19 protein-coding genes are annotated in these 20,091 nt (G+C 51.1%); 10 read left to right on the plus strand and 9 right to left on the minus strand.

The annotated features are described in order from the left end of the window. The first annotated feature begins 35 nt into the window (after positions 1-35). Positions 36-887 carry a DUF72 domain-containing protein gene (locus tag H6G00_RS03210; RefSeq protein WP_190795605.1) on the plus strand — a complete coding sequence of 284 codons (852 nt, stop codon included), beginning with the start codon at positions 36-38 and terminating at the stop codon, positions 885-887. 112 nt (positions 888-999) lie between these two features. Beyond that, entirely contained in the window at positions 1,000-1,203 is a 204-nt protein-coding gene (locus H6G00_RS03215) for a hypothetical protein (RefSeq protein ID WP_190642523.1), read from the plus strand. Here H6G00_RS03215 and H6G00_RS03220 read toward each other — a convergent pair. Beyond that, positions 1,200-2,315 carry a carboxylate-amine ligase gene (locus tag H6G00_RS03220; RefSeq protein ID WP_190795606.1) on the minus strand — a complete coding sequence of 372 codons (1,116 nt, stop codon included), beginning with the start codon at positions 2,313-2,315 and terminating at the stop codon, positions 1,200-1,202. The genes H6G00_RS03215 and H6G00_RS03220 overlap by 4 nt on opposite strands. Positions 2,316-2,394: 79 nt before the next feature. On the opposite strand from H6G00_RS03220, the gene H6G00_RS03225 reads away from it, so the two are divergent. Both H6G00_RS03225 and H6G00_RS03230 read left to right on the plus strand, forming a co-directional pair. After that, entirely contained in the window at positions 2,395-3,567 is a 1,173-nt protein-coding gene (locus tag H6G00_RS03225; protein WP_190795607.1) for a tetratricopeptide repeat protein, read from the plus strand. 28 nt (positions 3,568-3,595) lie between these two features. Continuing rightward, the gene (locus tag H6G00_RS03230) at positions 3,596-4,366 is read left to right on the plus strand and encodes an SDR family NAD(P)-dependent oxidoreductase (protein ID WP_190795608.1); all 771 of its coding nucleotides are present in this window, start codon (positions 3,596-3,598) and stop codon (positions 4,364-4,366) included. 8 nt (positions 4,367-4,374) lie between these two features. On the opposite strand, the gene H6G00_RS03235 is transcribed toward H6G00_RS03230, so the two are convergent. After that, the gene (locus H6G00_RS03235) at positions 4,375-9,810 is read right to left on the minus strand and encodes a CHAT domain-containing protein (RefSeq protein ID WP_190795609.1); all 5,436 of its coding nucleotides are present in this window, start codon (positions 9,808-9,810) and stop codon (positions 4,375-4,377) included. A 98-nt stretch (positions 9,811-9,908) separates the two neighbouring features. Next, positions 9,909-10,076 carry a hypothetical protein gene (locus tag H6G00_RS03240; RefSeq protein ID WP_190688241.1) on the minus strand — a complete coding sequence of 56 codons (168 nt, stop codon included), beginning with the start codon at positions 10,074-10,076 and terminating at the stop codon, positions 9,909-9,911. Between the two features lie 283 nt (positions 10,077-10,359). On the opposite strand from H6G00_RS03240, the gene H6G00_RS03245 reads away from it, so the two are divergent. The 4 genes from H6G00_RS03245 to H6G00_RS03260 all read left to right on the plus strand — a co-directional run bounded on the left by H6G00_RS03245 (position 10,360) and on the right by H6G00_RS03260 (position 13,371). Further along, positions 10,360-10,554, plus strand: a complete 195-nt coding sequence (locus tag H6G00_RS03245) for a DUF2795 domain-containing protein (RefSeq protein ID WP_190642529.1) — start codon at positions 10,360-10,362, stop codon at positions 10,552-10,554. Between the two features lie 302 nt (positions 10,555-10,856). Then, the gene (locus tag H6G00_RS03250) at positions 10,857-11,363 is read left to right on the plus strand and encodes a hypothetical protein (protein WP_190795610.1); all 507 of its coding nucleotides are present in this window, start codon (positions 10,857-10,859) and stop codon (positions 11,361-11,363) included. Between the two features lie 59 nt (positions 11,364-11,422). Continuing rightward, complete coding sequence (locus H6G00_RS03255) at positions 11,423-12,481, plus strand: folate-binding protein YgfZ (protein ID WP_190795611.1); 1,059 nt, start codon at positions 11,423-11,425, stop codon at positions 12,479-12,481. A 185-nt stretch (positions 12,482-12,666) separates the two neighbouring features. Continuing rightward, positions 12,667-13,371, plus strand: coding sequence for a tetratricopeptide repeat protein (locus H6G00_RS03260; RefSeq protein WP_190795612.1), 705 nt, complete (start codon positions 12,667-12,669; stop codon positions 13,369-13,371). A 13-nt stretch (positions 13,372-13,384) separates the two neighbouring features. On the opposite strand, the gene H6G00_RS03265 is transcribed toward H6G00_RS03260, so the two are convergent. Next, complete coding sequence (locus tag H6G00_RS03265) at positions 13,385-13,669, minus strand: (2Fe-2S) ferredoxin domain-containing protein (protein WP_190642533.1); 285 nt, start codon at positions 13,667-13,669, stop codon at positions 13,385-13,387. 13 nt (positions 13,670-13,682) lie between these two features. After that, complete coding sequence (locus tag H6G00_RS03270) at positions 13,683-14,651, minus strand: cysteine synthase A (protein ID WP_190795613.1); 969 nt, start codon at positions 14,649-14,651, stop codon at positions 13,683-13,685. Positions 14,652-14,817: 166 nt separating this feature from the next. Between H6G00_RS03270 and H6G00_RS03275 the strand changes: the two genes are divergently transcribed. After that, a complete protein-coding gene (locus H6G00_RS03275; RefSeq protein WP_190795614.1) occupies positions 14,818-15,531 on the plus strand; it encodes a Uma2 family endonuclease in 714 nt (237 codons plus the stop codon). A 1-nt stretch (position 15,532) separates the two neighbouring features. On the opposite strand, the gene trxA is transcribed toward H6G00_RS03275, so the two are convergent. The 3 genes from trxA to H6G00_RS03290 form a co-directional block, all read right to left on the minus strand. Beyond that, on the minus strand, positions 15,533-15,853 hold the full coding sequence (trxA, locus tag H6G00_RS03280) for a thioredoxin (RefSeq protein WP_190642556.1): 321 nt from the start codon (positions 15,851-15,853) through the stop codon (positions 15,533-15,535). 81 nt (positions 15,854-15,934) lie between these two features. Then, positions 15,935-16,774: an alpha/beta hydrolase gene (locus tag H6G00_RS03285; RefSeq protein ID WP_190795615.1), complete on the minus strand. Its 840-nt coding sequence runs from the start codon at positions 16,772-16,774 to the stop codon at positions 15,935-15,937. Between the two features lie 103 nt (positions 16,775-16,877). Then, complete coding sequence (locus tag H6G00_RS03290) at positions 16,878-17,789, minus strand: DUF5996 family protein (protein ID WP_190795616.1); 912 nt, start codon at positions 17,787-17,789, stop codon at positions 16,878-16,880. Between the two features lie 75 nt (positions 17,790-17,864). Between H6G00_RS03290 and H6G00_RS03295 the strand changes: the two genes are divergently transcribed. Further along, the gene (locus H6G00_RS03295) at positions 17,865-18,707 is read left to right on the plus strand and encodes an ATP-grasp domain-containing protein (protein WP_190795617.1); all 843 of its coding nucleotides are present in this window, start codon (positions 17,865-17,867) and stop codon (positions 18,705-18,707) included. An 18-nt stretch (positions 18,708-18,725) separates the two neighbouring features. On the opposite strand, the gene H6G00_RS03300 is transcribed toward H6G00_RS03295, so the two are convergent. Beyond that, positions 18,726-20,042, minus strand: a complete 1,317-nt coding sequence (locus tag H6G00_RS03300; protein ID WP_190795618.1) for a D-alanyl-D-alanine carboxypeptidase — start codon at positions 20,040-20,042, stop codon at positions 18,726-18,728. Positions 20,043-20,091 lie beyond the last annotated feature (49 nt).

The following is a 20,091-nucleotide window of genomic DNA, read 5'->3' on the forward strand; positions in this document are numbered from 1 at the left end:
TTAGCTGTGTCATTTCATTGCGGTACGATAAATGAATGAATTTCCGCTTAGGGTGCGCAATTTGGGCTTACAAGGAGTGGGTGGGCGACCTGTTTCCGCCGGGAAGCCGTGCGTCTGAGTTTTTGCAGTTATACAGCCGACGATTTACAGCAGTCGAAGGCAACACCACGTTTTACTCCGTTCCTAACGCCGAAATGGTGCAGCGATGGGCAACGGAGACACCACCAGGGTTTAAGTTTTGCCTGAAGTTGCCCAGGGATGTTACCCATCAAGGTTTACTGGTACCTCAAATTCCAAGGGCGATCGCCTTCCTGGAACAGATGCAAGGATTGGGCGATCGCCTCGGACCCATCTTTGCCCAACTGCCACCCAGCTACAGCCCTGCCAGCCTGGATGACTTGAGCAGCTTTCTCACTGCCTGTGCGACCAAAACACCATTAGCAGTTGAGGTGCGTCACTCGGATTGGTTTCAGCCTTCTCACACAAACCAGCTCAACGCAGTGCTAGAAAAATTTGGCGTTGGGCGCGTTTTGCTTGATACTCGCCCAATTTATGAGTGTCCTGGCGATCCGCAGCTCAACTCCGAACGACGTAAACCCAAAGTGCCCTTGCAGCCGACCGTGACGGCAAACTTTAGCCTGATCCGCTACATCAGCCACCCTGAACAGGAGATGAATCAGCGGTTTCTAGCAGAATGGGTAACTCATGTGGATCAGTGGTTGCGTCAGGGCACACAGACTTATTTCTTTGTGCATTGCCCAGTTGAGGCGCGATCGCCTGCCAATGCTCGTCATTTTCAGCAGCTATTAGAACAGCACGGTGCGCCCGTTCCAGCTTTACCCTGGGAAGCGATCGCTCCTCCCCCTTCACAACTCAGTCTGTTTTAGTTTTGGGTCTTGTTACTCTTTATCTCTCCTTCTCCCTGCCGCTGCCGCTGCCCTTCCCTCCTGATAGGATGGAGTTCAGGTCACAATTGATGCAGCTAATACAAAGGTCACTATGGCTTCAGACGAAAAAAATATTGTTCCAACTCAGCCTTCTAAAGGGTTTCAGGCTCAGTCAGAATCTGCAAAGCCAGCAAAGGATGAGCGTCAACAGCTTTCTATCTACCGCAAATCCGAGCTTTACCCGTTACCTAACAATCGACCGATCGCCGACAACGATGTTGACAACCCAGATGAGCTAATGGGCTACCTGGACTAGGTTACGTCTTTTGCGGTTTCTGCCACCAGCAGATCGACTACATCCTCCATGCTGTTTCGGCGCTGGTATGCTTGCCGTTGCCGATCGGCACTCGTTCCATGTTGCAAAGTGTGGTAGACGAGTTGAGAGACTTCATCCCAATCTCCCTGAGCCTCAAGAGCAGGTTTGACAAAGTTCAGCAGTTTGTCAATCATTTCACGAGCCGGAAGGGCCCGTTTATTGATCACATCAATCAGATGTTCTGTTAAGCCATGACGGGCAGCGTGCCAGTGAGCAGCCCGCAAAATCTCAGGACGAACATCTGTAAAGGGTTGATTTTCTGTCACCTCGCCATAGCAGGTTTGCGCCAGGGCACGGGTTAGCCCAGCGACCATGACGGCTTCGTCGATGGTGGTGCAGACATCGGTGACACGAAATTCGATGGTAGGAAAGCGTTCTGATAGGCGAACGTCCCAGTAGATTTTGGTGCCGTCTTTGATCGTTTCGGTCGCAATCAAGTCTTGGATGAGCGCATCATAGTCTGCTTTAGACTTGAATGCTAAAGGAAGTCCGGCCATGGGCCAGCGGCTCCAAAGTTCTGTTCTATAGCTTGCATAGCCTGTGTCTTCGCTTTGCCAAAAAGGAGAGCCTGATGCCAGTGCCAGCAAGGGAGACAGCCACAGACGGGCACGATTCATTACCTGGACGGCAATTTCGCGATCGCTCACTCCGACATGGACGTGACAGCCAAAGATAATCAGGTCGCGCATCAACTGCTGATAGTCCACAATTAAGCCTTTATAGCGCTCTCTGGGCGTCACCTGCTGGTCTGCCCATTTGGAAAAGGGATGCGTTCCGGCGGCAGCAATTTGGCTTCCGTCTTTGGCGGCAGCAGCAATGATTGCACCTCTCAGGCGAATTAGTTCTGAACGAACCTCTGCAAGGGTATGACAAACTTTTGTCGCAATTTCGATTTGCGAGAGGTACACTTCAGGCTGCACGGTGTCACCCAGGGTTTCCTGGGCGTTTGTTAAGATACGGGTGCCGTGAGGACACAGTTCTCGTGTGGTTGGGTCGATTATCTGATATTCTTCTTCGACACCGAGGGTAAATTCTTGGGCTTGGGGTGACATATCGGATATTTCCTTTCGTTAAAACGCCCCAAAAACATTCTCTCTGCAGGGGTGGGCAGCGATGAGTTTGAGCCTATGCATGATTGTAAGAGACGAGGCGGAGAATCTACCGTCCTGTTTGAATAGTGTCAAGGCAGCCGTGGATGAAATGGTGGTGCTGGATACGGGTTCAACGGATGAAACGGTGGCGATCGCCCAGTCCTTTGGCGCACAGGTACATCACTTTGACTGGTGTGATGACTTCTCAGCCGCCCGTAATGCCGCGCTTCAGCACGTCACTGGTGATTGGGTGCTGGTTTTAGATGCAGATGAACGGCTGGAAACTGGAATTGTGCCTCAACTCAAGCAAGTGATGCAGCTAAACACTTGCCTGGTAGTGAATCTGGTGCGTCAGGAAATTGGGGCAACACAATCGCCCTATTCACTGGTGTCACGGTTGTTTCGCCGTCATCCTAAGATTCAGTTTTTGCGTCCTTACCATGCAATGGTAGATGATAGCGTTGCCGCAATTCTTCAGCGAGAACCCCAGTGGCAGGTGGTGGAGTTGCCAGATGTGGCGATTTTGCATGAGGGGTATCAGTCGGGGGCGATCGCTAGTCGCGACAAGCTGCAAAAAGCTCGAATGACGATGGAGCGTTTTCTGGTCAGAAATCCTGGCGATCCCTACGTTTGCAGTAAGTTGGGAGCACTGTATGTGCAGATCGACAAAGTCAGCTATGGGATTGAACTGTTGGAGCGCGGCTTGAAGTCAGCGCAGGTTGATCCCCCAATTGGCTATGAGTTGCACTATCACTTGGGCATTGCCTACAGCCGCTTGCAGCACCTCGACCAGGCAGGAATGCACTATCAGTTAGCGATTCAGCAGCCCATTTTGCCCCGTCTAAAGTTAGGAGCCTACAACAACCTGGGCAATTTACGTAAAGCCACAGGCGATTTAACGGGAGCAAAAGCCGTCTACGAGCAAGCGCTGAGAGTTGATCCCAGTTTCACAATGGGTCACTACAATCTGGGCATGACGCTCAAGGCGATGGGGCAACTGGGGGAAGCGATCACCCAATACCAGCAAGCCATTGAGCTTAACCCAAACTATGCTGAGGCTTACCAAAACTTAGGGGTAACGCTACTTAAGCTGGGTAAAGTGGCAGAGAGCCTAGCCGCCTTTGAACGGGCGATCGCCCTGCACCAACAGCACGACCCCACTGAAGCGCAGCGATTGCGCCAGGGTTTACAGGAAATGGGATTCCAAGTTTAATCAGGCATAGGTCATCAATTTGCCTGAAATGCAGAGTAGTTTTACCGATGAGTCTGAGCGCAAACCTGAACGGGCTGCGTTAATCGTGGGAGCGGGTCAGGGAATTGGACTGGAGTTTGTGCGGCAGTTTTTGCAAGGCGATCGCGCCGATTGCCTTTTTGCTACCTACCGCAACCCAGAATCAGAACTGTTGTCTATCACCGATTCTCGCTTGCGCTGCCTGCCGTTAGATATTACTGAAGAGGCTCAAATTGCCACCATCATCGACAAAATTAAAACCGATACAGCCGCCCTTCACAGCGTGATCAACTGCGTCGGTTTGCTGCACGATGGGGCGATGCAGCCCGAAAAGAGCTTGCGGCATCTGAATTCAGAGCAGTTGATGCGTTACTTTCAGGTCAACAGCATTGGAGCCGTGCTCCTAGCAAAACACCTTCAGCCGTTGTTCAAGCATGGCGATCGCGCCATTTTAGCCACAATTTCAGCCAAGGTAGGCAGCATTGGCGACAACCAGTTGGGCGGATGGTATGGCTATCGGGCTTCCAAAGCAGCGTTGAATATGTTTATGCGAACCACCGCGATTGAATATCGACGCACTTGTCCTAGGGCGATCGTGGTGACGCTACATCCTGGCACCACAGACACTCAGCTATCCCAACCCTTTCAGCGGAGTGTGCCGCCCGAAAAGCTATTCTCTTGCGATCGCACCGTTCGCCAACTGCTAGCTGTCCTCGATCAGCTTCAGGAAAGTGACAGCGGCGAATTCTTTTCCTGGGATGGCAGCAAATTGCCCTGGTAGCTGCTGCATCACCAAGGGCTGCCAATCAGCGTAAACGCTGCCCAGTAGAAGGGGTGAGACAAGTCCTGGGTTTCATTTCTCACTACCCCATCCGGCAGAAGAATAGCGCCTGAGCGAGAGGTGTAGATTTCGCCATCCTGCAGTCGGACTTCGCCGTTGAGCATAGCAATCTGGGTCTGACGCAGTGCTTCTGCTTTAATTGGAACCTCGCGTAACTGTCCATAAAACTCGGTCATCAGGGCCAATGTTCCCTCATCACTGACGTACCAGAGGCTAGCCAGTGCTGACTTCACGCCTGCCTGTACTGCTAATCCGGCAAAGCCCAGCTCAGCTTGCTCGTCCCCTAGCGCCGTCCGACAGGCACTCAAGACCAGCAATTCCAAAGGAGGATTGCTCAGCCCGAGCTGGCGGATTTCGTCCAGCCGCAATTTCTGATTCCAGAACTGGATGTACGACTCGCCTAGTCCACCGGATCTAAATTCTCCGTGGGTTGCCAGATGCAGAATGCCGAAGGGACGCTGTTCTCGCTGCTGTCTAAGATTTTGTACCGTGAAGTCAGCATTGAGCAAAATCTCGCCCGGCCAAAGGTTTGGAACAATGGTTCGGAGTTCGGTTGGCACAGCGGGCAGAGGGAGTTGGTCGCTAAACTCAGAGGCACCCATCGCCAGAACTTCTAGGCTTCGCATATTGGTGTAGCGGGTGTCGGTGAGACTCAGGCTGGGCATTAACCCGACGCTGTATTTTTCGACCAGAAACTGATCGCCGTCATGCAGTGCCGCCAGAGGAATGAAGCGTAATCCTGTATCCAAAATAAAGGAAAGGTTTTCAATTTCCTCAGCCTGCAAGTCTTGCTCCAGGGGAGCAATAAGCCACTGGTAAAGTTGCTGAGCTGGGGGCAGATAGCCCGTTCCTAGCAGGCGAGGATCTGTGATTTGGCTGACTAGTTTGCGTCTGGCTTGTTCGACTTCGGCACGGGTTACGCCTGCCAGTCGCTTACGAATCGGTTCTCCACTTGAGGTGATAAGCAACAGTTCTAGTTCGTCGGTGGGCTGAGGTTGGAATGAGAGGGCAACGCTTTCAGGCTGGCTCGACTGCCGTCCTAAATATTGCTCAAACTGCTGACTGGCGGTTGCCTCTCGCTCGGCAAACCCAGAGTTAAAGGTGCTTTCCACGGGAACAAAGCCGACATAGATCAACGCTGGTTTTACACCAGTTTCCTGCTGAATGTCTAGCAAGGTATTGCGAGCTGTTACCAGAGGTTGTGGGGTCGTAGGACTACTGCCCGTGTTGGAGTCGGGCTCGGATTGTGGCTCAGGCGTGGGGCGTTCGCAATTCACCTGACATTCAGGTCGCGGAATGATCGGGTTGCCAATACCAGGTTCATCGGGATCTTCTCTACCGTCAGGACCATCAGGACCATCAGGATCACCCGGATCAACAAAATCGGTAATGATTCGAATATTTCCGACCGTGACGCTACCTCGAAAAGATCGGTTAGGCGGAGAAGAAATGGCAGAATCACCGCTGGTAATGGTTCCAGCCGTGCCATTGGTGGTACCGTCGCCGACGATGAAGGGAGTTTCTCCATTACCGCCATGCCGAATGGTGATGTCGCCGCCACCAGCTCCGCCAGAACTGAGAATGCTGACTCCCTCAGAATTGCCTTCTACTAGACCAGTTGCGCGAAAGAATCTCTCGGTCGTGATGTCAACCTGACCACCACGTCCAAGCTGGCTAGAAGTGTTGATGGAGGTAACTTGAATATCGCCTGTAGGGTCAAGGGTGACACTGCCACCGTCGCCTGTGGTACCCGTTGCGGCGATCGCCCCTGTAGTAATCTCCGTAATGGCGTTGACCGAAATATTGCCGCCACTGGTACCAGAACTGTTGAGGTTACCTGTCGTAATTGCAGTATCCGAGAAGAGGCTAATTGCACCCCCTGCACCCGTACTGTTGCTGGCATCCAAGGCGGCTGTATTGATCTGACTGCCGTCCAGCAGAATACTGCCGCCGCTGGTCGTGACTGGTCCGAAGAAGGCGATCGCCCCCTCGCTCATCGTGCTCAAACTGCCGCCGCCGGTCGTGATCGCTCCCGTCGTAATTTCCGTAGTGGCGTTGACCGAAATATTGCCGCCGCTAGTGCCAGAACTGTTAAGGTCGCCCGTGGTAATTGCAGTATCCGAGAGGAGGCTAATTGCACCCCCTGTACCTGTACTGTTGCTGGCATCTAAAGCGGCTGTGTTGATCTGGTTGCCGTCCAGCAGAATACTGCCGCCGCTGGTCGTGACTGGGCTGGAGAAGGCAATCGCCCCCTCGCTGGTCGTGCTCAAACTGCCGCCGCCGGTCGTGATCGCCTCCGTAAAGCTCACATCCCCCTGACTGGTCACCAGAAAAATTCCACCGCCTGTACTGATCGGGGCAGATACTGAAGTGGTCGCTTCACTGGTTAGGGTAAAGTCGCCGCTATTTGTGGCGATCGCCCCCGAAAGCAGAATTTCTCCAACGCTATCGATTGTAAAATCACCACCATCAGTATTGATTGGGCTGGAGACCGAGGTAGTACCACCACTCTCAATCCGAAAATTGCCGCTTCCTGTACTGACGGAGCCAAGAACTAAGGTTGCGCCTGAATTGAGGATAGTAAAGTCGCCACCGACGGTTTGCACTGCGCCAGAAAATGTCGTGCTGCCATTGCCGTTGATGGTGAAGTTGCCGCCGTCAGTGATGATATTGCCCGTCAGGTTAATGTCACCGCTGGGAAACAGACTAAAGCCGCCGCCATTGGTATCGAGGTTTTCGGGCAGCAGGACACTGCTGGGGCGAGTCACTCCACCAATGACAATTTCGCCGCCCGTGGACGATAGCCCGTTTCTCAGGTCAACCTCACCCGGTGTGTCAATCGTTAGAGCATTGGTTCCAGGAGCCGCACCAAACGAGAGTGGTCCAGTGGTGATGTTGCCTGCGGCCGTGAGGGCGATCGCCCCTCCTGCTCCACCCGTTAGATTCGTTGTGACGGTGCCAGCGCTGGTATCAATCCCTCCGGTTGTGCTGCTGATCGTGATTCCCTGACCTGCCGTGGCAATATTGCCCGTGACCACATTTTGATCTGCCCGTAGTGTCACGCTGGCATTCCCCTGCCCGGTGATGGTGCCGCCTGTAGTGTTGATCGAGCCACCGGTTCCGGTTGCTTGCAGCGTTACAGGATCATTAAAGGTGAGATCACCAAGCAAATTAACTTGCCCACTGCCGTCAGCCCGTCCAATTGTGATGCTGTCAAATCCATCCTGGAATACAGCCAACTCTGTAGCGAACAGATCAAGGAACAGTGGACCTCCAGCCGCATTTCCTCCTACTTGAATCGTATATTCGGGATTGGCGGTCTGAAGCAACACCGAACCCGTCCCTAAAATTGTGCTGTTGGGCAAGTCGATCGCATCTGCCGTGACGATCAGGTTGCCATCGCCCAGTTGTAGCGTAGCCCCATTGATGATGACTGCCGTACCAGCGTTAGGACTAGCTAGCTCCAGGGTGCCATTGCCCGTTAACGAGAAGGTGCCATTGGTGAGCGAAACCCCATTTTGAAAACTGGTACCTGTGAAAGTAATCCTGCTGGCATTGGATGAAATATTCCCCGATAGCTCTACCCCGCCCAGAGTTTGGTCGTTGCTACCGCTACCGACGATCGTGCCACCACCCGTATCAAGCCGCCCGTTGGGTCGAACTCGCAACGTACCCACACCGCTGTTGTCACTGTCAGCAGTTAAGACCAGGTTGAGCAAATCGCTACCCGCTACGCTGTCAAAGATTTCTGCGTTGATGTTGATGTCGTTTGCGGCTTGCAGCGTCAAGGTATTGCTGCCCGTTCCATCGAAGTCCAGTGCTGTTTGCAAGGTAATGTTGCCGACCTGCGCGCCTGCCGTTCCGGTGGAGACGATCACGTTTGCACCTCCGGTGAGGGCAGCAATTAGGTCATCTACGTCTAGCACTGCGTTGTCATCGATCGCCGCAAACGGATCGTTCACCGTGTCAACGCCATCCGTTGGCGCATCAACAATCGTGATGTTGTAAGGATCGATTAGCCAGGTTCCAGCCAAGCCATAGCGGGCAGAGACATCCGGTGCGCCATTCACGTCCAAAAAGCCGCGGCTGCTGGTTTCTACCAGACCACCATTTCCACGCCGTACCCCACCTCTAGCACTCAAGCTGCCATAAACCCGCGTGGTGTCCTCTGACCAAACGATAATGCGACCACCATTTCCTCGCCTGAGCGCATCCGCGCTGAGGGTAGAGTTTTCGTCTACAAAGGTGACGCTGGCATTGGGAACGCTGCCTTCTCCCTGATAGTCACCGCCCACGCGAATGGTGCCGCCGCTATTGCCAGAGGCATTCAGAGTGGCATCGAGAAGAGCGACGCGATCGCCCAGAACGTTAATTTCGGGGGATTGGCGGTTAGGGGTTGAGGATGGGTGGGAGGCGTTGAGGGTGCCGGAGGCGATCGCCGTTCCCGGTTCGGTGGAAAGGGATAAGTTGGAACCCGTCAGGCTAACGGTGCCATCCCGATTCACAGTTACCCCTGTCGCGTGCTCCACATTTCCTGCTGTCAATAGCTCCGGCAACGACAGTGGCGTAAACGGTAACCCTAATCGCCCCCCAACCCGTGCCCCAATTGTCTCCAGGTCCAAGCTAAGCAGCCTTCCCTCCTGGCTAATTCGTACCAGATTTTCTCCAGGTACAGCCGCAACGGTGATCTGGCCGCCTGGTGCAGTTAGAATGCCCGTGTTGATCACGGTGCCACCTAGCAGGGTAAGCTGTAGTCCTTCACCAACTCGGAGACTTCCGGCATTCAAAATTGAGCCGGGCTGGGTGCTGGTAAAAGCAAAGGAACTAGGATTACCTACTAAGGAAGCGTAATTGTTGTCGGCGATCGCACTAAACCAGCGATTGCCAAACCCAATTCCGTCTGCTGTCGTTGCGGTAAAGGAACCTGATACATCTAACCGCGCACTTGCTCCAAAAATAATTCCAGCAGGATTGATCAGATACAGGTTAGAGTCACCGCCTGTGACTTGAATCAAGCCGTGGATGATAGACGCATCCTCCCCCGTAATGCGTCCTAGAATGTTTTGAATTTGAGAATTAGTCAGAAAATTGGCAGTCTGATCAGCATCCAATCCAAACTGATCAAAGCTGTGAAACAAATTTTCCCCATCACGAGAGAGTGCGCCACCATTGATGATGTAGCGATCGCCATCCCGGGTTACTCGTGTTCCTGCACCATCTTGAGCAGATGTAACCTGAGCCAGAGCTTGACTGGTGCCAACAAGTCCTGCGAGCGGAAGGCTTGCTAACAGCAGAACGATTCCTCGAATTACTCGGCTAATCACGGGTAATGTACTTTCCTTCTGATTGGGTAGCGCCCATCCAAGATAAGCTTGACCGTTCAAAACTCAAGCTCTTTCAGGCATCCCCATCATAAAACTTTAAATTTGGAATGCGTGGCAATCCCCCCCACCCCCTTCTCGCTCAATTTTCAGTCAGATTCTCAACCCTCAGCCTCACCCCGGATAAAGCTCTGTACCACTGTCCACACAGCCCAGAGCAGCGTTGGCACAAACAAAACAAGCATCAACAGTGCCAGCGCTGAAAAGGGAGATAACACGCTCAGCAACACTAACGCTAAAACCAAAACCATTAAAACAGATGGATTCATTGCTCTACTCAATTACTGCATAAAACTATGACTTCACCCTAAAAAGAACCGCACTCATCAGCCTCTAACATTGGGGGAGTTTTTTGAGATCTCATCTTTCAGTAAAAGAAATACTTTTCTGATACTTCTTTCCAGTACTGAACCTTGAAATTTGCCTCCACCTTCAGGCAGAGCAAATGGGGGTTGAAGCTGGTTCTTGAGTGTGAGGTTCTGGCGTAACTGACCAGTCTACGATCTGATCTGGTTATCGCTTCAATTACTTCATTTAAAGGGAGTTTTAAAAATGGCTTCTGTCAACCCAATTCAATTACAAAAGCACCTTAAAGGGATCGATTATCCAGTCGATAAAGAGAACCTAATCAAACATGCTAAAGGGCATGGAGCAGATGACAAGTTGATTTCGGTATTGAATCAACTGCCAGATAAAGAGTTTGAAACACCAGCAGATGTAAACAAAGCTGTGGGTAAAGTTGATTAGGAATGTTAGTTACTTGTTGTAGTAGTTTATTTGTCCATCCTTCTGCATAAGATTACAACTTTCTAACACTTTACTGATTCTCATGTAGGGGTGTAGCATTTGGCAAAAACTCTTGCTCTACTCTTGGGTTCGCATACCAAATGCCACGCCCTACAGCAGATGAACTATGGCAAACAAACTGTAACAGAGTTGCTATATGTTAATCCTGCTTGGGAATTGAGCTTGGATTATGAGAGTATCCTTCTAGAAAAATTCTCGCCGAATTATTCTGAATTGTTTTTATCTACTGTCCTGCTAAAGTAATGCCAAAATTTGCCAATCCTGAAACATGGCAACAGGCTGAGCTATTAATGCAGCCTGCTTTTATTCGGGTCATCGACAATATTCGCAAACAGCTAGAGCAGTCTTCCTGGAAAGGCACCTATCGAAATGTGCAGGTTTGGGCTGAGGGAATTCCCGAAGAAACAAAGGCGATCGCCCTCCACCTCCAGCAACAGCTCGCTGATGCCACACCTGAACAAGCTGCTGATATCGAAGAACAGTTAGCTCGATTGCCTCAACCTTACCCTGGCTACGAACTCTGTCTACAAAAGCACGATCATCAGATCAATGTCGATCTGTGGCAACTGTGTTATCAGATCTGTTTTCGAAATTATGCTCAGTTGGAGTCAGGCGAAACTGAAGTCGTTGAAATTGACACTAACCTGATCGACGAGACAGGCGATGTAGATTGGCAGCAGTTGGACGCAAAAGCACAGCAGTTTGTTGGACGGGTTTTTGACGAGTTGTCTGCGATCGCCAACTCATAAGGGTCCGAACTCGGTAAGATCCGGACAGATAGTTTGACCGCAGGCGCAAGAAAAGCAGCATGAATCAGGAATTACGAAACCTCCAGGCAGCAGCAGGTGCAGTATTTGTTGAGGTTGCAGGGACTTCCGTTCCGAGTAGCTTTGGCAACGAAGCAGCAGCACTTCAGGCAGCACAAACGGGCGTGGCAGTATGCGATCGCTCCCACTGGGGACGTATTCTAGTTTCTGGTGATGACCGCATTCGCTTTCTGCACAACCAGACCACCAACGATTTCAATCGTCTTCAACCTGGGCAAGGTTGTGACACCGTATTTGTCACCTCTACCGGACGCACTGTCGACCTCGTAACTGCCTATGCGCTAGAGGATGCTGTGCTGCTGCTGACTTCCCCCAACCGCCGCAAATACTTGATCGAATGGATGGATCGGTTTATCTTTTTTGCTGACAAAGTAGACTTGAAGGACATCACGGACACCACTGCCGCCTTCAGTTTGCTGGGAAATGAAAGTGATGCGCTGTTGCAAAAACTTGGGCTGGATGAGGCGATTGCACAGCCTCACGCAACTCACCATCTAGTCAATCTTGCTGGGATAGAAACCCGCATCGCCACGGGTAGCGGTCTAGCAACTCCCGGATACACGCTAATTGTGAATGCCGAGCAGTCAGCGGCTCTCTGGCAACAACTCACCGAAGCAGGCGCAGTTCCGCTAGGCGAACAGACCTGGGAACGCTTGCGAATCGAGCAGGGCCGCCCCATGCCCAATTCTGAACTCACTGAAGACTACAATCCTCTGGAAGCAGGACTGTGGCGCACTATTTCGTTTAGCAAAGGCTGTTATATTGGGCAGGAAACGATCGCCCGCCTTGACACCTACAAAGGCGTAAAACAGCAGCTTTGGGGAGTGCGACTCAGTCAATCTGCAACTCCCGGTGAACCGCTACTGCTGGGTGAGGAGAAAGTCGGAAAACTCACCAGTCTGATTGAAACCGAGCAAGGACTGTTGGGACTAGCCTACGTTCGCACCAAAGCAGGGGGGGCAGGGCTAATGGTTAATGTTGGGGCTGGAACAGGGGAGGTTGTGGATTTGCCTTTTCTAACACGCGATCGCACTATTTAAGGGGATGGACTAAACGGGAATGGGCTAACTTTAACTCTTTGTCTTTCCAAACACTTCGATTTTATTGATGGAATTGTTAACTTGCTTCGTTTTTGAATTAGCACAGCCTTTCCGCAAGTCAACCAGGCGTTTCGAGGCATAGTCTTATTGGAGTACAAACAAACTTCTTCAAAGCAGCGCCAACAATGTCCTTAAGCTCAACCATTCGCCGTTTAACTTGCCAACATCTGTCGTTGTTAGTTTTGGCGGTTAGCTGGCTCCCGTTGCCTGTCTGGGCTGCCTCAGCAGGTGAGTATCGGCAGCAGGGCTTAGCCTATCGGCAGCAGGAACGGTTTCCAGAGGCGATCGCCGCTCTCCAAAAAGCCGTCGAACTGGAACCCCAGAACGTCTCCGGTCGAGTTCTCTTAGGCTGGACACTACACCTGGCAGGGCAAGAGACGGAAGCCGCCAATGCACTGGTGATGGCGTTTTACCTGAACCCGCAAGATGTTCCTACCCTCAATGCTTTAGGCATTGTTTACCTGGTGGGCGGCGACCTGACCGCTGCCGCTATTACTCACGCCTGGGCTGCAGCGCTTCAGCCCGATAACGAAATTGCCTACTATAACCTCAGCCTCACCTATCAGCGAATGCAGCAGCATGACTGGGCGATCGCCACTGCCACCCGTGCCGCCGAACTAGAGCCAAGCAATCCACACCCACTGGTTGCGCTGGCGATCGCCCACTGGAGCAAAGGCGAACAGCCCGAAGCAAAACAGACCTATCAGCAAGTACTAGGATTGGACGGGCGATTTGGCGATTGCCCCTTCCTCGACCTTGATCTAAAACGAGCTGCCTTCAGCCCTGAGCAAATTCAACTTGCAAAACAAGTCCTCTCAGAGTCAGAGTAACCTTACAACATTCCTACTGCCGATTCAGCTTGCGATAAAGCATTGCCTGAACAGGTTGTCCCTGACGAAAATGGCGTTCAACCACGGCTCGCACCTCGTCAGGATGCACTTTGGCGTACCAAACCTCGTCAGGCAACACCAACACCATTGGACCGTTGCCGCACTGCCCTAAACAGCTAGACGCAGTAATTGACACATCGGCGATCGGATGTGCTTCAAATGCTGCCAGAACCTTCGCAGCATTCTGCTTGCGACAGGTTTTGTTTTGGCAAATCAACACATTTCTCGTAACAGTCAAAACTCCAGCCTCATCATGCCAACCCCTTCGATGCTAACCATTCTGGGTTAAACAAGCGGGATTGATAGCGGTTACCACCATCACAAAGAACGGTGACAATTGTGTGACCTGGGCCAAGTTGTTTGGCGATCGCCACTGCTGCAGCGACATTGATGCCAACTGAGCCCCCCATGAATAAGCCGTCTTTCTCCAAAAGCTGATAGATCACGCTTAGTGCTTCCGGGTCGTGAATCTGAATTGCGTCATCGATCGGTGCTCCTTCCATATTGGCGGTGACGCGACTGTTGCCAATTCCTTCAGTGACGGAGCTTCCTTCGATTTTGATTTCACCCTTTTTGGCGTAGCTGTACAGTCCGCTGCCCATCGGGTCTGCTAAGACACATCTAATCTCAGGATTCTTTTCCTTGAGAAACATTGAAACTCCGGCATAGGTGCCGCCTGTGCCAGTCGCGCAAGTCCAGGCATCAATTTTGCCGTTGGTTTGCTGCCAGATTTCGGGGCCGGTGGTTTCGTAGTGCGATCGCCGATTTGCCAGATTGTCAAATTGGTTAGCCCAGATTGCGTTCTCCATCTCCGCTGCTAACCGACCAGAGAGTTTCACATAGTTGTTCGGGTCACGATAAGGTACGGCCGGAACGGTTCGCACCTCTGCACCTAGTGTTCTCAACATATCGATCTTTTCCTGCGACTGCGTATCAGGAATTACGATCAGACACTTGTAACCTTTGGCATTGCAAATGTGTGCTAGCCCAATGCCCGTATTACCCGCAGTGCCTTCTACAACGGTGCCGCCTGGTTTCAACAAGCCTCGCTCTTCCGCATCCTGAATGATAAACAGAGCTGCCCGATCTTTAATCGACCCACCCGGATTGAGGAACTCGGCTTTCCCCAGGATTTCGCATCCCGTTTCTTCGCTAAAGCTGTGCAGCCGAATGAGTGGTGTGTTACCAACTGCTCCTACAAATCCATCTCTAATATCCATGCCCAAATTCCTGAGTTCTTTTCCTGCCAAAATTCTAAAGCTTTGCCTAACGCTGTTTAATCTATCTCTACCCTAGACTTAACAGCGAACTTTGGGATGAACAGCTTTGAGTTTTGAATTTTGAGTTGGCTTAAGATGAAATTGCACCTTTTGTTGCCTGTGCCGTATGGCGATCGCCCCCACCACCCAACCAGCTCAAATTTTTTATCCCAGTTCCGACGGTGAACCTGTGGCAGAAACTTACATTCATTTCTATGCTCTGCTGGTCACGCTAGAAGTTCTCAGACAATACCTCGAGGGTCGTCAGGCAACAGTATTAGGAAATCAGTTTCTTTACTATGCTCAGGGTTTTCCTAAACTGCGGGTTGCGCCTGATGTAATGGTAATTTTTGACGTTGCTCCGGGTGGGCGGGACAACTACAAGACCTGGGAAGAAGGACAGGTGCCATTTGTCATCTTTGAAATGACTTCCAAGGGCACTCAAAATCAGGATCAGCACTTCAAGAAAACGCTATACGAACAGTTGGGCGTGCAAGAATACTGGCTGTTTGATCCGAAGGGCGAGTGGATCAAACAGCAGTTGCAGGGCTATCGCCTGCGAGGAGAGCAATATGAACCGATCACGGATGGTCGCAGCGAACCACTACAGCTTCGCGTAGAAGTTGATGGGCAATTGCTCGCTTTTTATCGGGAGGACACAGGCAAGAAACTGCTGATTCCTGGTGAATTGGCCGAAGCCTTACAAGCAGAAACGCTAGCTAGACAGCAAGCCGAAGAACGGGCTGAGCAAGCTGCCTTGCAGGTTGAGCAGTTGAAGCAAAGATTGCGATCGGTTGGGATTGATCCAGATGCCGATCTCGATGCGGAATCAGCACTTTAGACTAAAGATATTTTTCAACCGCAGTCGTGAATGTCTCGTAGGGGGCAACGCCGACCAGGTTTTCTACCAGTTCGCCATCTTTGAAGACCATAACTGCCGGGATGCTGCGAATGCTGTATTTCTTAGCAGTTTCTTTGTTCTGGTCTAAATCAAGCTTTACAACCTTTGCCCGTCCGTCATACTCTTCAGCCAACTGATCAATCAAAGGGGCAATTTTACGGCAGGGACCACACCAGCTAGCCGTGCAGTCAACGACTACCAGCTTCTCGTCAGCTAGCAGTGTATCAAAGTCACTGTCCTGAATATAAGCGGCGGTTCCCATGATTTTGTCCTCTGAGTTGGGGCGATCGCTAAAGCAGTTGTAGACTGCACAAACGGTCAAGTCCCCTTCACTATCCCACGTTTAGGGACGGCTCAGCGAAGTGGATTGCTCAATCAGCCGCTGAAACTCTACCAAAGCCGCTTGATGCTGCTCCTCAGCAACCCAGGTAAAATCATTGTGCCCTGCGCCCTCTATCCACAGCGAAAGCTTTGGTTCGAGTGCAGCATCGTACAGCCTTTGCCCATGCTCTACCGGAATGTCTGCATCTGCCTCGCCGTGCATCACCAGTACAGGGCAATCGACCTGAGCAATCCTTTGTACACTAGGAAATTTGTCAAACGGCAGGATGGGAATAGGCACCACGACTCGAAACGCAGAGGTGAATGTACTCTCCAAAATCAGTCCCGCTACCGAATGGCGAGTCGCTAGCTCAACGGCTGACCCTCCTCCCACCGATCGCCCATAAAGGATAACTTTGTCAGGAGAGACCCCAAGCTGCTGAGTGAGATACTGATAAGCCGTTTCAGCCTCTTCATAGGCATTGCGTTCGCTGGGTTTGCCGTCACTGGTGCCATAGCCGCGATAGTCATACGCAAAAACGCCAAATCCCCAGCTCTGCAAGCGAATTAACATCGGCTGGATGTCTCCCAGGTCTTCCGCATTACCGTGAATGTAGAGCAAGGTGTAATCTGCTTCTGGGTTAGGCAGGTATGTGGCTGAAATCTTCTCACTGTCACTGACGGGCAGTTTTAGAATATTTTCTGTGTCTTGATAGCTGGCAGGCTGAGGCAAGAAAATCATTCTATCTGCCACAAAAAAGACATACACCATAAAAAAGGTGTAAATGAAGACCAGCGATCGCCCCAGCCTTTTCCAACTGAGTTCTCCAATCAGCAGCTTTCGCCATTTTGATTGCGGCATGACACCCTACAGCAAAATTTGAGTAGACCGTATTCTACACGCAAACAAGTATAAATGGATATGAGTAAAGTTAGGTGGCGATCGCCCTAATACTGTACTGCTGCTACTTGAACCAGGTTTGCTTGAGAGCATCCTGATCCCAGTTTGCTAAGGTTGCTGCTGCGCTGTAAGTGCTTTGGAGAAACGCCATCAGTGCGCGATCGGGATCGTCAGCCTCGCGTACGGCATCAAGCGGCAAAACAAATTCTCCCAGCCCCTCATGGAAAAAGGCCGACTCAGGCTGAACGGGTGCCTTCCCAAACCCATCAGGAGCAGGATAAGCGTAAGAATAAAACGCAGGATAGCCCAATCCTGCACCCGGCCAAAATCCAGCGCTACTCACTTCCTGAGAATAGGCTTCTTTAGCAACAGCATCGGGTAAGTGAGGAACACCACCCGGATGCTCTGGTGCAGAGCGCCCTGAAAAGCGTGTTACTGCCATGTCAAAGCTGCCCCAAAAGAAATGTACAGGGCTGACTTTACCCGCAAAATGAGAGCGAAACTCACGCAAGACACGCTCACTCTGTAGCAAAACTCGCCAGAAACGATTGGCATATTCTGCATCATAGGACTTGTGAATTTCGTCCTGTTCAAAAGGAATGGGATCAGTGACTTCATTCGGACTGGTATTGATCTTGATGGAAATATCAAGGTCAGCCAAAGCCTGCATCACTGCTCGGTAAAAGTCTGCAACAGAGCGAGGAGCTAATTCAACAATTCGCTGCTGTCCTTCGCTGGTGCTGATTTGCAGTTGATGGTCGATGAAATCAAAGTCAATTTGAAAAACACGGCTACCGTAAGGAATCGTTGCGGTCGTCAGTCCCCGGGCTGTCAAATACAGCGGGACGTGCCAGGAATGGTTAATCCAGGGGGTCTGCACCAACCGGATCTTGCCTACAACCTGAGTCCACATGTGTAAGGTCGTGTAGGTGTCCTGCCAAGCATCAAGAGCCAAACTAGGCCAAAGGTCAGACATACAATTTCAGATATAGAGGAATTGGAAGAAACTAGACTTGGAAACACTGAAACTCTTCTTAAGACTATTACATCAATGAACTGGATTATAGAAGATGGAGTTTTTGGAAGTGCGATCGCCCCTCTAATCGACGAGATTCAGTCTCAGGGACATCAAGCAAAAGCGGTTGACTATATCAAAGGCAACACGGATTACAAATCGTTCTTTCATGAAGACGAATGCATTCTCTTCTACGGATCGCTACATATCGCGGAGCAGATTCTAAAACAGCAAACGCAAGCTGAGAAAAGCTGGGTTCCTGGTGTGATAGGTACAATACAAAACTATTTTTGCTCCCATTACTACCCTTATCTAAATAAGTGGTTATTCAATTCACAGCATTACATTCTACCGTTAAGAGAAGCTTCTCAACGAATCGCGCTTGATCCAGATTCACTATTTCCAGATCACTCTGCTCGTCGCTTGTTTGTCCGTCCCGATAGCCCACTGAAGCCTTTCCCAGGTAGCGTTTACTCCTACACTGAACTGGCTGATTTACAAAACTTCTGCGATCGTCACTATTTGGCTGATTTAGAACTGCCAGTCGTTCTTGCACCAGAACAACAAGTTGAAGCTGAATGGAGAGTTTTTATTGCTGAAGGGCAAATTCTTAGTGCTTCCCAATACAGGCAGTTTGGCAAACCTTACTATCAGTTTGGAATGCCTGAGTCAATTCATGATTTAGCAGTGGCGATCGCTCAGCAGGAATGGCAACCCGATTCAATTTGGGTTCTTGATCTTTGCTGGTCAAAAGGATCAGCTTATGTACTCGAAATCAATTTTTTCTCATGCTCAGCTCTTTACTACTGTGACTTCTCCCCAATCGTCAAAGCAGCTTCAAAAATTGCTTTAGAGCAGTGGTGTTCAGGTGAAAGATAAGAGGTCGAGGTTTATCGATCACAAAATCTCGTTGCGGCTAGAGGCTCCTAGCTGATTGCTCTCCAGACGGCTGAGTTCACCGGGGGTGAGCGTGGGAGGAATTGAGGATTGTGCGCCCCATTGAGTGGTCAGGTTTTGCAACAGAACGTCTTGCTGATTGCGGAGTTCATCAAGATTCCAGCCTCGGTTGATGATGGCAAACCAGACTAGACCGCGATCGCGAGTTGAGATTGCCCCTGCCAAAGAGCTAACGTCTGCTAATGTGCCTGTTTTGACTGCCGAAGAAATGGGAATGCGGCGACCTGCGAGAGTACCGCGATCGCGCCCAATCACCGGAAACAAGTCCGCTACGTTCAGGCTTTTGGGCTGTAAGTTGCGCTGAATGGCTGTCAGCATGGCAACGACTGCCCGTGGAGAAATCCGATTTTCAACGCCCAGCCCAGAGCCGTTGATGAGCTGAATTTCTTCAATTGGCACATTTGCGGTGTCGGCACAGAGTTGCGCTACTTTCTCAGCCCCACCCAAAGAGTTTGCCAACATTTCAGACATAACGTTGTTGCTGTAGATGTTCATTGCCTTGAGAATTTGCGACAGAGGCAATGAGCTGTGCCGAATGAGGGGTTGGGGACTGCGGCTGTTAACTTGTTCCAACGGGGCAGCTTGCACTGAGCCTGCAACAACGACTTGAGGGCGAGGAGTGTTAGACGGCAGCATTCGATATTGATTTTCGACCTCGCCAGACCAGAGCGTAGAATTGATGCCTTGCCGCAAAAAGTTTCCGGCCGTCACGGGATCGGTTTCGTAATTCATGGCGAAATTGCCCGTGATCACCAGATTCCCGGAAATGCGGTTAATACCTGCCTGATTCAAGGCATTGCCGAGGGCGATCGCCTCTTCCCACACAAACAGCGGATCGCCGCTACCCTGAACGATCAAATCGCCCTGCAACGTTCCTGCTTCAACCGTCCCAGTGGTGCTAACCAGCGTTTCAAACTGATGGTCGGGTTCCCAGGTTAAAAGCGCCGCGAGAGTTGTTGCAATTTTCGTCAGCGAGGCAGCAGGTAGGGGAACGTTTCCCTGGTTTTCTGCCAGAACTTGGTTTCCTTCCTGAATCCATACTCCCTGCTCCGTCGCGGGTAAATCCTGCTGAGTCAGTTGAGCAAGATGCTGCTGTACGACAGACTCAGCTCTTGGATCTAGTGCAAATTCAGGTTGAAGCAAAACCTGCACTTGGATCGCATCTAACCAGGTTGACCAATTAGCTGACTTGAGAGTCTGAATTTCAGCCGTATTCAGCCATGTTGAGAAAAAGTTTGAGATCAACAGCTCTAGCACGCGTCGTCTTCCTTCAAGGACTTGGAGTAAACCCGATAAAATGGGAATG

Source organism: Leptolyngbya sp. FACHB-541 (genome assembly GCF_014695875.1).
Lineage (GTDB): Bacteria > Cyanobacteriota > Cyanobacteriia > Elainellales > Elainellaceae > JAAUTN01.

Excerpts from the sequence above, each read along its gene's own strand:
- H6G00_RS03210 (WP_190795605.1), top strand. The coding sequence starts at position 36 with ATGAATTTCCGCTTAGGGTGCGCAATTTGGGCTTACAAGGAGTGGGTG.
- H6G00_RS03215 (WP_190642523.1), top strand. The coding sequence starts at position 1,000 with ATGGCTTCAGACGAAAAAAATATTGTTCCAACTCAGCCTTCTAAAGGG.
- H6G00_RS03220 (WP_190795606.1), bottom strand. The coding sequence starts at position 2,315 with ATGTCACCCCAAGCCCAAGAATTTACCCTCGGTGTCGAAGAAGAATAT.
- H6G00_RS03225 (WP_190795607.1), top strand. The coding sequence starts at position 2,395 with ATGATTGTAAGAGACGAGGCGGAGAATCTACCGTCCTGTTTGAATAGT.
- H6G00_RS03230 (WP_190795608.1), top strand. The coding sequence starts at position 3,596 with ATGCAGAGTAGTTTTACCGATGAGTCTGAGCGCAAACCTGAACGGGCT.
- H6G00_RS03240 (WP_190688241.1), bottom strand. The coding sequence starts at position 10,076 with ATGAATCCATCTGTTTTAATGGTTTTGGTTTTAGCGTTAGTGTTGCTG.
- H6G00_RS03245 (WP_190642529.1), top strand. The coding sequence starts at position 10,360 with ATGGCTTCTGTCAACCCAATTCAATTACAAAAGCACCTTAAAGGGATC.
- H6G00_RS03250 (WP_190795610.1), top strand. The coding sequence starts at position 10,857 with ATGCCAAAATTTGCCAATCCTGAAACATGGCAACAGGCTGAGCTATTA.
- H6G00_RS03255 (WP_190795611.1), top strand. The coding sequence starts at position 11,423 with ATGAATCAGGAATTACGAAACCTCCAGGCAGCAGCAGGTGCAGTATTT.
- H6G00_RS03260 (WP_190795612.1), top strand. The coding sequence starts at position 12,667 with ATGTCCTTAAGCTCAACCATTCGCCGTTTAACTTGCCAACATCTGTCG.
- H6G00_RS03270 (WP_190795613.1), bottom strand. The coding sequence starts at position 14,651 with ATGGATATTAGAGATGGATTTGTAGGAGCAGTTGGTAACACACCACTC.
- H6G00_RS03275 (WP_190795614.1), top strand. The coding sequence starts at position 14,818 with ATGGCGATCGCCCCCACCACCCAACCAGCTCAAATTTTTTATCCCAGT.
- trxA (WP_190642556.1), bottom strand. The coding sequence starts at position 15,853 with ATGGGAACCGCCGCTTATATTCAGGACAGTGACTTTGATACACTGCTA.
- H6G00_RS03285 (WP_190795615.1), bottom strand. The coding sequence starts at position 16,774 with ATGCCGCAATCAAAATGGCGAAAGCTGCTGATTGGAGAACTCAGTTGG.
- H6G00_RS03290 (WP_190795616.1), bottom strand. The coding sequence starts at position 17,789 with ATGTCTGACCTTTGGCCTAGTTTGGCTCTTGATGCTTGGCAGGACACC.
- H6G00_RS03295 (WP_190795617.1), top strand. The coding sequence starts at position 17,865 with ATGAACTGGATTATAGAAGATGGAGTTTTTGGAAGTGCGATCGCCCCT.